At 67.3% G+C, this 13,416-nt stretch carries 11 protein-coding genes; 9 read left to right on the forward strand and 2 right to left on the reverse strand.

Features of this window, described 5'->3' with window-relative positions:
* Nucleotide 1: 1 nt before the first annotated feature.
* Together BS75_RS32770 and BS75_RS50890 are read right to left on the reverse strand one after the other, a co-directional pair.
* Nucleotides 2–1,078, reverse strand: coding sequence for a ParB/RepB/Spo0J family partition protein (locus BS75_RS32770; RefSeq protein WP_063771625.1), 1,077 nt, complete (start codon nucleotides 1,076–1,078; stop codon nucleotides 2–4).
* Nucleotides 1,075–1,377, reverse strand: coding sequence for a hypothetical protein (locus BS75_RS50890; RefSeq protein ID WP_034090825.1), 303 nt, complete (start codon nucleotides 1,375–1,377; stop codon nucleotides 1,075–1,077). Before BS75_RS50890 ends, BS75_RS32770 begins: the two co-directional genes overlap by 4 nt.
* 929 nt (nucleotides 1,378–2,306) lie before the next feature.
* Here BS75_RS50890 and BS75_RS32780 point away from each other — a divergent pair.
* From BS75_RS32780 to BS75_RS32825, 9 genes are all read left to right on the forward strand, one after another.
* Nucleotides 2,307–2,519: an MbtH family protein gene (locus tag BS75_RS32780; RefSeq protein WP_034090826.1), complete on the forward strand. Its 213-nt coding sequence runs from the start codon at nucleotides 2,307–2,309 to the stop codon at nucleotides 2,517–2,519.
* A gap of 76 nt (nucleotides 2,520–2,595) precedes the next feature.
* A complete protein-coding gene (hppD, locus tag BS75_RS32785; protein ID WP_197091981.1) occupies nucleotides 2,596–3,663 on the forward strand; it encodes a 4-hydroxyphenylpyruvate dioxygenase in 1,068 nt (355 codons plus the stop codon).
* A 47-nt stretch (nucleotides 3,664–3,710) separates the two neighbouring features.
* Complete coding sequence (locus BS75_RS32790) at nucleotides 3,711–4,790, forward strand: alpha-hydroxy acid oxidase (protein ID WP_331281454.1); 1,080 nt, start codon at nucleotides 3,711–3,713, stop codon at nucleotides 4,788–4,790.
* Nucleotides 4,791–4,871: 81 nt separating this feature from the next.
* The gene (locus BS75_RS32795; protein WP_152646335.1) at nucleotides 4,872–6,362 is read left to right on the forward strand and encodes a tryptophan 7-halogenase; all 1,491 of its coding nucleotides are present in this window, start codon (nucleotides 4,872–4,874) and stop codon (nucleotides 6,360–6,362) included.
* A 557-nt stretch (nucleotides 6,363–6,919) separates the two neighbouring features.
* A complete protein-coding gene (locus tag BS75_RS32805) occupies nucleotides 6,920–7,774 on the forward strand; it encodes an acetaldehyde dehydrogenase (acetylating) (protein ID WP_197091982.1) in 855 nt (284 codons plus the stop codon).
* Entirely contained in the window at nucleotides 7,771–8,808 is a 1,038-nt protein-coding gene (gene dmpG, locus BS75_RS32810) for a 4-hydroxy-2-oxovalerate aldolase (protein ID WP_034090832.1), read from the forward strand. The genes BS75_RS32805 and dmpG overlap by 4 nt, the downstream gene beginning before the upstream one ends.
* 28 nt (nucleotides 8,809–8,836) lie before the next feature.
* Entirely contained in the window at nucleotides 8,837–9,823 is a 987-nt protein-coding gene (locus BS75_RS32815; protein ID WP_034090833.1) for a class I SAM-dependent methyltransferase, read from the forward strand.
* An 83-nt stretch (nucleotides 9,824–9,906) separates the two neighbouring features.
* Complete coding sequence (locus tag BS75_RS32820; RefSeq protein ID WP_034090834.1) at nucleotides 9,907–10,698, forward strand: 2-keto-4-pentenoate hydratase; 792 nt, start codon at nucleotides 9,907–9,909, stop codon at nucleotides 10,696–10,698.
* 65 nt (nucleotides 10,699–10,763) lie between these two features.
* Nucleotides 10,764–13,391: an amino acid adenylation domain-containing protein gene (locus tag BS75_RS32825; protein ID WP_081982832.1), complete on the forward strand. Its 2,628-nt coding sequence runs from the start codon at nucleotides 10,764–10,766 to the stop codon at nucleotides 13,389–13,391.
* The last annotated feature ends 25 nt before the right edge of the window (nucleotides 13,392–13,416 follow it).

The raw sequence follows: 13,416 nt of genomic DNA on the forward strand, positions 1-13,416 counted from the left end.
CTCATCCGCTCATCCTTTGACTGTTCAGGTCCTGGAGCCGCTCGCCCATCTCCTGTGCGAACGCCGTCCAGGTCTCCGCGTAGCGGCGGGCCAGATTCGCCACCAGGCCGCCGGAGTGCGGTGGTACCGCATCGGCCAGGTCGGCCCACATGTGCTGACCGATGGCGTTGGACTGCAGCAGGCGCAGCAGGTGCCGGCCCGATTCCCGCTGGCGCAGGGCGGGGTCACGCAGCAGCTTCTCCAGCACCTCCGCGGGGTCCGCCTGCGGCGGCTGGATGCGCTGCACCGCAGGGCCGACCGCCACGACGAGCGGCGCGGTCGAGCGCTCCCGGGTTGAAGCGGTGTCGACCTCGACCTGAGGTACGGACTCCCCACCCGTCCCGCCGGGACCCTGACCCGCCTCCAGGCGTTTGCGGACGTCGCTCACCGTCGTCGGGGAGATGCCCGCGATCCGCGCCACCTCGCGCAGCGAGGCCTGCGGATGCTCGGCCAGGACCTCGGCCGCGCGCTGCCGGCCCTGCACGCTGTTCAGCGGCCGGACCCGGCCGTCTCTGCCGACCCGCAGGTTTTCCTGGGGGCCCGCGCCGGAACGCTGTCGAATCGCCGCCACGGTCTTGGCGCCGAGGCCCGAGGCCCGGGCGACGGACCGGTCCGACATGTGCGGATGGGTCGCCACGATCCTGGTCGCGGCAGCGCGCCGATCGGCCAGGGAGAGGGGAAGCCCGTGCGCGACGTTCGCCTCGACGCTGCGCAGGAACGCGTCGTCGGCGCTGCCGTCGAAGAACCTCACGGAAATGGTCTGCTGACCGCGCAGTCGGGCGGCGGCAAGGCGGTGTATCCCGTCGATGACATGCATGGTGCGGCGGTCCACCAGGATGGGCGGAAGCTGCTCCTCGGTCTCGGCCAGCCTGGTGATGTGTTCTTCGTCCGCCCCTGCGGACCGGGGGGACTCGCCCGTTGTCAGTACGGCGATGGGAACCTCTACACACTGTGGTTCGCGCGGTTCCGCTCCGGATCCGGTCAGTCGGATCAGGTTCTCGGGCCTGGTGTCGGTGGTCGTTGTGTACGTCGCTCTCACTGGGTCGGCCTCCGGAGATCGGCAGCGATGCACTCGGTGACAGTCCGTCCGGCCAGCGGCAGGGCCTGTCCCAGCTTGCGTTGCATGAGTCGATCGACCTGCTGCTCGGCGTGGGCCAGGTCGCGTGCCCTGATGAAGACCGCGCTGCTCAGGTCCTCGTCGCCTCGTGTCACCGTCAGGTGCTCCAAGCAGTCCTGCGGTACTGCGACCGCCCGGATCATGCCTTCGACCGCAGCGGCGCTGGGAATGACTTCCCCGGCCGGCAGGGACGGGGTCGTGCGTACGACTACGGGGAGCATGGTGGTGCCTCCTGCTCAGCTGCTCCAGTTGCTCCTGTCGGACCCGCCGCGGTTCGGGGCGGGACCGGACGTGCCGGAAGGCCGGTGGCGATGGGAGCAGCGGTGCGAGGCATAGCGGTTCTCCTCTGGGGGAGGGGTGTGGGGCATCACCCGGCACTCGACCCGTTATGCGGCCGTTTCCCGGTGGCGATGGAGAAAGCTTCTCTCTCCGTGCACGCCACTCGTAAGGACTTGTGGCTGGCATGAAGCGCCCGGGTCGCTTGGTGCCAATCGCAGGCGTCTGAAAAAGCGGTCGACCAGCGCCTTTGTTCCATTGGCACGCACCGGCCAGGACCCTAACGGCCACCTCCTGACAGCCCCCTCCCGGAGCCTCTTCGGGGGCGGGGCGGGGAGCGCTGTCCCGGCCGGCACCCCGGCGGTCGATCCGCGTCGCGGCGCCCCGGCCCGCTGCAGCGAGGGCGCGGTCAAGGCGGTGCTCGTGCTGTTCGAGGAGGTCTGGTGCCATGGGAGCCCATGGGGTAGACCGGTGCACCAGGCCCGCCGGGGTCGCCGAGCGACAGTTGGGCGTCTCGCCGCGTACCTGGCGGACATGTCCATCTGCGGCACCGCAGCAGATGGACGCTCCGTCGGAGCAGGCCTTCGCGGGTGGTCGGCCAGTGGATGTATCGGGTGATTGTGCCGTGGTTGCGAAGATTTCCTTCGCACAGGTGTGTAGTTGAAGTTCTTTCTCCGGACGTGCGAACCTCACTCCAGAAGGCCACTGGGCGCACAGTGATGACCCTGGCGGGCATTTGTCTGCGGGTCATCGAGTCCGGATCGTGAGAGATCCGGTGATCTTTCCTCTATGCGTTTCCGAGTTCTTCATGCCTTCAGTTCGCCAAGGATGAGCAACTCCGCAGGCAGTCGCCAGGAACAGAAGGAGCAGGGTCGTGACCAATCCTTTCGAAAACCCCGAGGCGGAATACCTCGTACTGATCAACGAAGAGAAGCAGTACTCGCTCTGGCCGAAGTTCGCCGGGGTTCCGGCCGGCTGGACCGCCGTTCACGAGAGTGATCGCGCATCATGCATCGAGTACATCAACTCGAACTGGACGGAAATGCGGCCGTACAGCCTCGTCCAGCAGATGAACACCACGGCGTGAACCTTGCGCCCCCTCATGACCTCAGTTCCTGTCCATGCATTCAGCCGGGATAGTGAAACAAATGGCTAATTCGAACATGTCCATTTTCGATGAACTCGCCGTCGACCATGTCGAGTTCTACGTCCAAGACACAGCTGTGGCTGCGGCGCAGTTCACAGACGGCTATGGATTCGAGATCTACGGAGCCTCCGCGCCGGCGGAACCTGCCACGGCCATCCGTTCGGTGGCGCTCGGCAAGAACCGGATCCGGCTGGTGCTGACGACGGCGCAGGGTGCCGACCACCCCGCAGCTGCATATGTCGCGCAGCACGGTGACGGGGTGGCCAATATCGCGCTCACCACCCCCGATGCCAGGGAGGCATTCGCCGAGGCAGTGCGCCGGGGTGCCGCGGCGGTGGCGGAACCGGCCGAGCGGGACGGGCTGACAACGGCCTCGATCCGGGGCTTCGGAGATGTGATCCACACATTCGTGCAGCGTCCGGCCGGTCGTGATGTACGGGAACTCCCGGGTCTCTCGCCGGTTCCCGGGACGGGCACCCGGTTCGACAGCGGCCTGGGCGTGATCGACCACTTCGCCGTCTGCGTCGAAGCCGGGCAGCTCGCGCCCACCGTGGAGTTCTACGAAAAGGTCCTGGACTTCCAGATGATCTTCGAAGAGCGCATTCTGGTGGGCAGTCAGGCGATGGACTCCAAAGTGGTCCAGAGCCGATCCGGTTCCGTCACGCTCACCGTGATCGAGCCCGACACCTCGCTGGAGCCGGGGCAGATCGACAAGTTCCTGAAGAACCACGGCGGGGCCGGCGTCCAGCACATCGCTTTCACCGCGGACAGCATCGTGGAGTCCGTGGGCCTGCTCAAGTCGCAGGGTGTGTCCTTCCTGGGCACTCCGGATGCCTACTACCGGCTGCTGTCCATGGACCTGACCCGGTACTCGGTCTCCGAACTGAAGGAACTGGACATCCTGGTCGACGAGGACCATGACGGCCAGCTGTTCCAGATCTTCACCGCCTCGGTCCACCCGAACGGCACCTTCTTCATGGAGGTCATCGAGCGCCTGGGCGCCCGCACCTTCGGGAGCGGGAACATCAAGGCACTCTACGAGGCCGTCGAACGGCAGCGGGTCGAAGCGGAGGCTGAGAAGTAATGGCTCAGCAGCCCGGGGCGCCGGTCGACGGAGTGGGAACGCGGCCCGTGTGTGTGGAAGACCTGCAACGGTCGGCCGCCGCGCGGTTGGCGCCGGAGGTGTGGGACTTCATCGCCGGTGGCAGCGGCACGGAATCCACCCTGGAGGCCAACCGCGCGGCACTGGACAGCGTGTCACTGGTGCCCAGGGTGCTGGCAGGCGTCAAGAGGAGTGACACCGGTGCGCGGCTGCTGGGTACCTCGGCCGCGCTGCCGCTCGCGGTCGCGCCGATGGCGTACCAGCGTCTGCTGCACCCGGAGGGCGACCTCGCAGCCGCAGCGGGCGCTCTGGCGGCGCAGGTGCCCTTCGTCGTCAGCACCATCAGCAGTCATTCGCTGGAGGAGATCGCCGAGGTCGGGGCGGCCCTGTGGTTCCAGCTGTACTGGTTGCACGATCGCGGCCGGGTGGTCGAGCTGATTCGGCGCGCGGAACAAGTCGGCTGCCAGGCACTGATGGTGACCGTGGATGTCCCGATCATGGGCCGTCGGCTGCGCGACCTGCGCAACGAGTTCACGCTTCCCTCCTGGATCCGTAGCGCCAACCTGGAGCCCGACGGCCCTTCCGCAGCACATTCACGCCGACCCAACGAGTCGGCCGTGGCCGCGCACACGAATATCGCCTTCGACTCCACGTTCGGCTGGTCCGACCTGGAATGGATCCGGGAGCAGACCCGACTTCCCCTGGTGGTCAAGGGCATCCTCGACCCCAGGGACGCGGAACGGGCCGTCCGACTCGGGGCCGACGCGGTGGTGGTCTCCAACCACGGCGGCCGCCAGTTGGACGGTGCGCCGGCCAGCATCACCGCGCTGCCATGGGTGGTCGAAGCGGTGGACGGGCAGTGCCAGGTCCTCATGGACAGCGGTGTCCGCAGCGGCACCGACATCCTGCGAGCTCTGACGCTGGGCGCCGATGGCGTCCTGATCGGGCGTCCGGTGCTGTGGGGGCTGAGTACCGCCGGGGCGCAGGGAGTCACTCAGGTGCTCTCGATCCTGCGGACGGAGCTGGAGGAGGCCCTCCTCCTGGCCGGCTGTGCCGACCTGGCCGCCGCACGTACCTTGCGCTCGTCCGTCTCCGGTATGCGGGGCTGAATACCGCGTTCGCGGGCCGGCTGCGCGTACCTGCGGGCATCTTCTGTTCCCTCTGAACAAACTATGGAAGGGGAAAAAGTCATGCGTGACAAAAACGACCAAGAGTTCGATGTCGTGGTCGTCGGTGGTGGGCCGGGCGGTTCCACCGTGTCCACCCTGGTGGCTATGCAGGGTTACCGTGTTCTTCTCCTGGAGAAGGAAGAGTTCCCCCGCTACCAGATCGGGGAGTCCCTGCTGCCCTCGACGGTGCACGGTATCTGCAGACTCCTCGGCGTCTCGGAGGAGTTGGAGAAGGCCGCGTTCATGCCCAAGCGCGGAGGCACCTTCCGCTGGGGGAGCAGCCCCGAGCCGTGGACGTTCTCCTTCTCCGTTTCCGAGACCTTCTCGGGCCCGACCTCACTGGCCTACCAGGTCGAGCGGATGAAGTTCGACCAGATTCTCCTGGACAATGCGCGCAACAAGGGCGTCGAGGTCCGCGAGAAGAGCTCGGTGGTGGATGTCATCGAGGAGGACGGTCGCGTCTGCGGGGTGCTCTACGCCGACGCCGACGGGGTTCGGCACGAGGTGCGCAGCCGCTTCGTCGTGGACGCCTCCGGCAACAAGAGTCGCATCCAGAGCCGCATCGGCGGAACCCGGCACTACTCGGACTTCTTCCAGAACATTGCGCTCTTCGGGTACTTCGAGGGCGGGAAGCGGCTTCCCGCGCCCAACTCCGGCAACATCCTCTGCGCCGCCTTCGAGGCCGGCTGGTTCTGGTACATCCCGCTCACCGAGGAGCTCACCAGCGTCGGCGCGGTACTGCGGCGCGAGTCCCTGGACCGAGTGCAGGGGGACCGGGAGAAGGCCCTGATGGGCCTGATCGAGGAGTGCCCGCTCATCGCGGAGTACCTGTCCGGGGCGCACCGGGTGGAGAGCGGACCCTACGGCGAGATCCGGGTCCGCAAGGACTACTCGTACTGCCAGGACACGTTCTGGCGCCCCGGCATGGTCCTGGTCGGCGATGCGGCCTGCTTCATCGACCCGGTCTTCTCCTCCGGTGTCCACCTCGCCACCTACAGCGGTCTGCTGGCCGCTCGCTCCATCAACTCGACGCTGAGCGGGGACTTCGAGGAGACGAAGTGCTTCGAGGAGTACGAGGCCCGGTATCGGAACGAGTACTCGCTGTTCCATGACTTCCTGGTGGCGTTCTACGACATGCACCGGGACGAGGATTCGTACTTCTGGACCGCCAAGAAGGTCATGAACAGCTCGGCGCCCGGACTCGAGTCCTTCGTCGAACTGGTCGGCGGTGGCGCTTCACGCGAGGGCGGGCTGGTCAACGCCGCCTCCTACACCGAACAGCGCGAGTCCAGGTTCCGGGAGTTCTCCGAGCTGGCCGACCAGCCCGCGGGCGAGAACGGAACGGATCGCGATCTGTTCGACTCGACGCTCGTCCAGTCGGTACTTGAGGAGGGGGCCAGGATCCAGGTCCACGCCGCGCTGGGAGAGGTCGTCGACGACGAGGGTCCGATGCGGGAAGGCGGTCTTGTGCCGTCCGCCGACGGAATGCGCTGGGCGGATTTCCGCTACTGACCCTTCGGCCTGCGCTCCCTGGACGCGCTCAGGACCTTCCACGTGGCGGCGGAGGACGTGGTGCCGCGGCACTCCACGGAGGAAGGATCCCTCTCCATCACGTTCGCAGTGCCGGCGGTGCACGCCGGCCAGATCGTGCTGGAGCTGGGCCGAGCCGGTTGGCACGCTGAATCCGTCGGCCAGGTCTCCGGCGCGCGGAAGGCGGAAGCACTCGCCCGAACCCGGGCGCCGACCGGACGCGGCGTACCCGCCCCGATATCCGGCGGATATTCCGGCATGCCCTGTCCGGTCCGAATTGAATGACGTCGACTTCCGCTATTGTGCGGCGCCCGGGCGCGCGATAGCCTCCGAACAGAGGTTCCGCCGACCCGAGTGAGTCGGCCCTCATATCCGGAACGCCTGGCCGATCAGTTCCACGAGGCCGCGTTCTGTTCCTGGCACAGTTCCCCGCACGCATCTCGTCGGCCGGACCAGGCCCGACGTTCACAGCATTGAGACTGCGGATAGAGGACAGGTGAATGTACGCACAAAATGGCTCCATTGCTGACCCTCTTCGCGTGGCTATCATAGGCACGGGAAATATTGGCTGCGACCTGCTGCTCAAGGTCATGGCTTCGCCCCATCTCCGGTGCGATTCGTTCGCCGGCCGCCGTACCAGCTCGCCGGGTATAGAGCTCGCCGATTCCCGCGGGATCCCGACGACTGCCGGCGGGATCGACGCCCTTGCCGAGATGGCGGACCGGATCGACGTGGTCTTCGATGCGACGTCGGCCAAGGACGCGGAGCACAACTGGAAAATACTCGAAGGGCTGGGCGTCCCGGTCATCGACCTCACGCCGGCGCATCTCGGCAGGTTCTGTGTTCCGGCGCTGAACCTGGAGGAGTGCCTCGCCGAGCCGAACGTGAGCATGGTGACCTGCGGTGGACAGGCCGCAGTTCCCATCGCTCGCTGCTTCAGCGACGCTGCCGAAGACCTGGGCTACCTGGAGATCGCCACGGCCAGTTCGTCGGCGAGCGTCGGTCCGGCGACCAGGGCGAACATCGACGAGTACGCCTTCACCACGCAGAAGGCCACGCATGAGTTCTGCCGGGTGGACACCGCCAAGACGATTCTCATCATCAATCCGGCAGAGCCGGGAATCGTCATGCGGAACACCATTGCCGTACCGGATTCCGAGAACATCGACATGGAAGCGCTGCGCGTCTCGGTCGACAACATGGAGAAGCGGATCAACTCCTATGTCCCGGGCTACCGCGTCGTCGTTCCGCCGGTCGCCACCGGCGATCGCATCATGGTGACCATCGAAGTCGAAGGACTCGGTGACTGGTTGCCGCGCTACGCCGGAAATCTGGACGTCATCACCTGTGCAGCAGTGGCTGTTGCCGAGGGGCGAGCGGAGGCACGTCGATGAGGACACATTCCGAGCGGCAGCTCAAAATCTGCGACACGACCCTGCGGGACGGAAATCACGCCGTATCGCATCAGCTGGGTCGTACGGACATCGTGGCCTACGCCAGGGCCGCCGAGCTTGCGGGGGCCGACCTCCTTGAGGTCGGGCACGGCAATGGACTTGGCGCCTCGTCGCTCCAGGTCGGACGCGCCGCGCTGAGCGACGCGGAGATGCTCACCGCCGCGCGTGCCCAGTTGAAGGAGACGCGGCTCGGCGTCCTGTCCATCCCGGGGTTCGCGACGGTCGAACGCGATCTGAAGCCCGCACTGGACTGCGGAGTGGACGAGGTCAGGGTCGGTGCTCACTGCTCGGAAGCGGACGTGACCCGTCAACAGATCACCATGCTCCGGGCGATGGACGTCACCGTCAAAGGCTTGCTGCTGATGAGCCACATGGCGTCGACCAAGAAGCTCATCGAGCAGGCGCGGCTCATGGAGGGGTACGGAGCGAACGCGGTCATCCTGATGGACTCCGCCGGCGCGTACACACCGGCCGCAGTCGACGAGAAGGTCGGCGCGCTCGTCGAGGCGCTCGACATCGAGGTCGGCTTCCACGGGCACAACAACCTCGGCCATTCGGTGATGAACAGCATGGCTGCCATCAAGGCCGGCGCGACCATCGTGGATGTGACCGCGCGCGGCTTCGGCGCCGGAGCCGGCAACGCACCGCTCGAACTGGTCGCCGCGAACCTGCACCTGGAGCAGATCGAGACCAGGCTCCAGCTGTTCGCGGCACTCGACGCGGCCGATCTCGCGGAATCCACCTTCGTCAAGCGCATTCCGACGAACGACAGCGTCACCATCGCGAGCGGTATCGCCGGTGTCTTCTCCGGCTTCGCCGCGCCCACACGCCGCGCTGCGGAGCGCTTCCAGGTGGACCCTCGGGAAATCCTGATGGAGCTGGGCCGCAGGAGCGTCGTCGCCGGCCAGGAGGACGCCATCATCGAGGTGGCGATGGGGCTCGCCGAGAAGAACTCCCTGTACGACATAGTTTGATGGTCCTTCAGAAAATCGAGGAGCAAAAGTGAACGTGGATTCCGTACGCGAGGTGGGAGCGGATTATGCGGCGGTCGCCGCACTGCTCCAGATCGGCGCCGAGATCGGCGCGGACCAGGTGCTGGACTCGGGCCGTACGTTCGGTGTCGCGGACCTGGCCGGGGCGACGGGTCTTCCCCAGGACCGTCTCAGGGACTACGTCCATGCGCTGTCGGCCGCCGGGCTGCTGGTCGCCGAGGACGGGAGCGACCTGTACCGCCCCTCCGACGACTACGCGGACTGGCGGCACGAGGTCGGCTACCTGTCCTGGGCGCTGACGGCCAACAGTCCGTTCCTGCAGAACGCGCGGGCCTTCCTCGCCGGCAGCGAGTCCGCCGCCGACACCTATCGCCGTGACGGCCGCCGGGTGGCGGTCAGCTCGCGCTGGATCGGGGACCGGGCCTTCTACCCCGCCGTTGTCGAACGGGTCGTGGCCGCCGGCGCGAAGCGCGTCGTCGACCTCGGCGCGGGCGCGGCCGGTCTGCTCATCGACCTTCTCGTCCAGGACGACCGCCGTTCCGGGGTCGCCCTCGACCTGAGCCCTGCTGCCTGCGCCGCTGCGCGGGAAGCCGCGGGACGGGCCGGCGTGGACGATCGGCTGCAGGTCGTGGAGCGGTCGGTCGAGTCGCTGATCGCCGATCCCGGTCCGCTCGAAGGGGCGGATGTCATTCAGGCGTGCTTCGTGATGCACGACGTCCTGCAGAACGAATCCGTCTTCGAGGACGTGCTGCGCACGTGTCACAAAGCCCTCGCGCCCGGCGGCTTCCTGGCCGTGGTCGACGCGGTCTCGTACGGGCAGGAAGCCCGCGAGCGCAAGTTCAGCGCTCTCTTCACCTACCTGCACTCCGAATTCATGGGAGTCGGTCTGCCCACCGCGGACCAGTGGGTTGAGAAGTTCCGCAGCGCCGGCTTCTCGAATGTCGATTGCATATCAGAGATCATGCCGGGCGGCCGGCTGTTCCTGGCGACCAAGTAACTTCCCGAGGTCCGAATGGAGGCGCGCCGAGTTGGGAACAGTTGCGCCGACGACCTGCGCGGCGCCCAACTCGGCCACGAGCTATGCTTCATGATTCCCATGCCGTTCACGAGCAGCTGGCCGTCGAACTGTGGAACGCCAAGCGGGAGCGCAAGGCGATACCGCCCATCTCCGCTCGGTATCCTGAGTTCACTGCACAGGACGCCTACGCGATTCAGCGTACATTCCGCACCCTTGAACACAAGAACGGGGCGGTGCATGCCGGATACAAGATCGGCGCCACCAGCCTCGCCATCCAGGAGATGTTCGGCGTCGACCAGCCGGATTTCGGCTTCCTGACCGAAGGCATGCTTCTCGCCGACGGCGCCTGCCTCGACCCGGGATGGTTCATCTCACCCAAGGTCGAGGGGGAGATCGCGTTCCGGATCGGCGCCGACCTCTCCGATCCCCGTACGACGGCGGCGGATGTACTGGCCGTCACCACCGAGGTCTACCCGGCCCTGGAGGTGCTCGACAGTCGCATCGAGAACTGGGACATCGCGTGGGTGGACACCGTCGCGGACAACGCCTCGTCGGCCATGGCCGTCCTGGGTGCGGCCGTTGCCTTCGACGGGCGCGACCTCGCCGCCGAGACGATGGTGTTCGAGTCGGGTGACTTCGTGCAGACGGCGAAGGGCTCGGCCGTGCTGGGGCACCCGGCGGAGTCCGTGGCATGCCTGGTGCGCATCCTGGCCTCTTTCGGTGCGGGGATCGGTGCCGGCGACCTGGTCCTGGCCGGATCGCTGGCCGCAGCGGTCGATCTTGAGGCAGGCGCCACCGTCAGGGCGTCATTCGGGTCCCTGGGATCCGTGTCCCTCTCTGTTTTCGGCAAGTGAGTTCTTTTGCAGCTCTCTCCGTGCGACACACGCGCGACCCCAGTACCGAAAGGGAGTGATTGGTAATGCAAACGTCAGATGCTGTTGTTTTTGCCGAGGATCGGTCGTTTGAGTCGCACGCGGCGTTGGTCGGCGGTTCGGTGCAGGCGGCTTTTGCGGCTCAGGTGCTGCGGTCCCCGGATGCGGTGGCGGTGCGGTGTGCGGGGCGGGAGTTGTCGTACCGGGAGTTGGACGAGCGGGCGAACCGGTTGGCGCACGGGTTGGTGGGTCTGGGGGTGGGTGCGGAGGCGCCGGTGGCGGTGCTGATGGAGCGTTCGGTGGACCTGGTGGTGGCGCTGCTGGCGGTGCTGAAGGCCGGGGCGTTCTATCTGCCGTTGCACAGTGGCTCTCCGCTGGAGCGGATGCAGTGGATCGTCGACGAGACCTGTGCGCCGGTGCTGCTGGCCGACGCCGCGACGCGTGGCCGTGGCCTGCCCACCGCTGACACCGTGCTGCTGGTCGACGATGACGAGGAGTTGGCCGGGCTGCCGAGTGGTGATCCGGGGGTGGCGGGCCGGCCGGAGCAGTTGGCGTATGTGATGTACACGTCTGGTTCGACGGGGCGTCCCAAGGGGGTGGCGGTGACGCACCGGGACATCCTGGAGTTGGTGGTGGACGGGATGTTCGGGCCGGGTGCGCACGAGCGGGTGCTGATGGTGGCTCCGTATGCGTTCGATCCCTCGACCTACGAGTTGTGGGTGCCGTTGCTGCACGGTGGGCGGACGGTGGTGACGCCCGAGGGTGATCTGAGTGTGGCGACGCTGGCGCGGTTGATCGCGGAGGAGCGGATCACCGGGCTGCAGGTGACGGCGGGTCTGTTCCGGGTGATGGCGGAGGAGGACCCGGGCTGCTTCGCCGGTGTCCGGGAAGTGATCACCGGTGGTGACGTGATCTCGCCGACCGCCGTCCGCCGGGTCCTGGAACACTGCCCCGACACCCTCGTGCGCTGCGCCTACGGCCCCACCGAGACCACCCTGTTCGCCACCCAGCACCCCTGGACCGCGACCGACACCGTACCCGCGCCGATCCCGGTCGGGCGTCCGCTGGACGGCATGCGGGCCTATGTCCTGGACGACATGCTTTCGCTGGTGCGGCCGGGTGTGGCCGGGGAGCTGTATCTGGCGGGTGCGGGGCTGGCCCGGGGCTACTTCGGGCGGGCGGACCTGACGGCGGAGCGGTTCGTGGCCGATGCCTTCGGTCCGGCCGGCGGCCGGATGTACCGCACCGGGGACCTGGCCCGCTGGTCCGACGAGGGGCTGCTGGAGTTCGTGGGCCGGGTCGACGACCAGGTCAAGATCCGCGGGTTCCGCATCGAACTCGGCGAGATCGAAGCGGTACTGGGCCGCTTCCCGGGACTGTCGCAGGTGGCGGTGGTGGCCCGCGAGGACCAGCCGGGCGACAAGCGCCTGGTGGCCTACCTCGTCGCCGAGACCGGCACCGACGCCCCGAACACCGTGGACACCGTCGACACCGACGCGCTGCGCGCGCACACCGCCGGCCTGCTGCCGGAGTACATGGTCCCCACCGCGTTCCTCGTGCTCGACCAACTCCCGCTGACCACCAACGGCAAGGTCGACTACCGGGCCCTGCCCGTCCCGGACATGTCGACGACCACCCGGACCGGGCGGGGCCCGCGCACCCCGCGCGAGGAGATCCTGTGCGGCCTGTTCGCCGAGCTCCTGGGCGTGCCCACGGTCGGCATCGACGACAGCTTCTTCGAGTTGGGCGGCCACTCCCTGTTGGCGACCCGCCTGGTCAGCCGCATCCGAGCGATCCTGGGTGTGAAGCTCTCGATTCGCAGCCTGCTCAAGACTCCCACCGTGGCCGCTCTGTCGAACCTGGGCCAGGCGGACAGCGAGGAACAGGACAGCGGACTGGAGCCCGTGCTGAACCTGCGGCCGGTCGGCAGCCGTCCGCCGCTGTTCTGCGTGCACCCCGGCGGCGGCATGGCCTGGTGCTACGCCGGGCTGCTGCGCTACGCCCCGAAGGAGCACCCGGTGTACGGGCTCCAGGCCCGTGGACTGGCCGGGGACGAGCCTTTCCCCGCCGATATGGATGAGTTGATCGAGGACTACCTCGGCCGAATCCGAGCGATCCAGCCGTCCGGCCCGTACGCCCTCCTGGGCTGGTCCTTCGGCGGCAAGGTCGCCCACACCCTGGCGGCCCGCCTCCAGCAGGAGGGCGAGCAGGTGTCCCTGCTGGCCGTGCTCGATGCCGGCATCGGAGGACACGCCGGCGCGGACAGTACGCGCAGCCAGCGCGATCTCCTGGAACTCGCGTTCGACGGAATCGGAGCCTTCTACGCCGAGCCGGGTGACGAGCCGATCGAGATGCCGCGAATCCTCGAGATTCTCAAGTCCCATGGCGGAACACTGGCCAGCCTTGAGGAGCGGACTGTCGCCGCTCTCATCGACATCACGGAGAACAACCTCAGGATCAGCCGGGCGACAGCCACCGAGCGGTTCGACGGCGACATGCTCTTCTTCGAGGCGGCCGGGCCGGACGGTGCGGCCACCGGACTTGCGGAGGTCTGGGAGCCGTATGTGAGCGGCCGAATCGAAAAGCACGTCACTCCGTTCAAGCACATGCAACTGATGAGTGCGGACGCACTTGCGGACATTGCTCCGGTTCTGGCTCGGGCGCTGAAGAAGTAGTTCTGACGAAATGAAGCAGGCAAGG

The organism is Streptacidiphilus albus JL83, assembly GCF_000744705.1.
Taxonomy (GTDB): domain Bacteria; phylum Actinomycetota; class Actinomycetes; order Streptomycetales; family Streptomycetaceae; genus Streptacidiphilus; species Streptacidiphilus albus.

Bases quoted from the DNA above. Each gene is read 5' to 3' on its own strand.
- BS75_RS50890 (WP_034090825.1), bottom strand. From the start codon at position 1,377: ATGCTCCCCGTAGTCGTACGCACGACCCCGTCCCTGCCGGCCGGGGAA.
- hppD (WP_197091981.1), top strand. From the start codon at position 2,596: ATGTCCATTTTCGATGAACTCGCCGTCGACCATGTCGAGTTCTACGTC.
- BS75_RS32795 (WP_152646335.1), top strand. From the start codon at position 4,872: ATGCGTGACAAAAACGACCAAGAGTTCGATGTCGTGGTCGTCGGTGGT.
- dmpG (WP_034090832.1), top strand. From the start codon at position 7,771: ATGAGGACACATTCCGAGCGGCAGCTCAAAATCTGCGACACGACCCTG.
- BS75_RS32820 (WP_034090834.1), top strand. From the start codon at position 9,907: ATGCTTCATGATTCCCATGCCGTTCACGAGCAGCTGGCCGTCGAACTG.
- BS75_RS32825 (WP_081982832.1), top strand. From the start codon at position 10,764: ATGCAAACGTCAGATGCTGTTGTTTTTGCCGAGGATCGGTCGTTTGAG.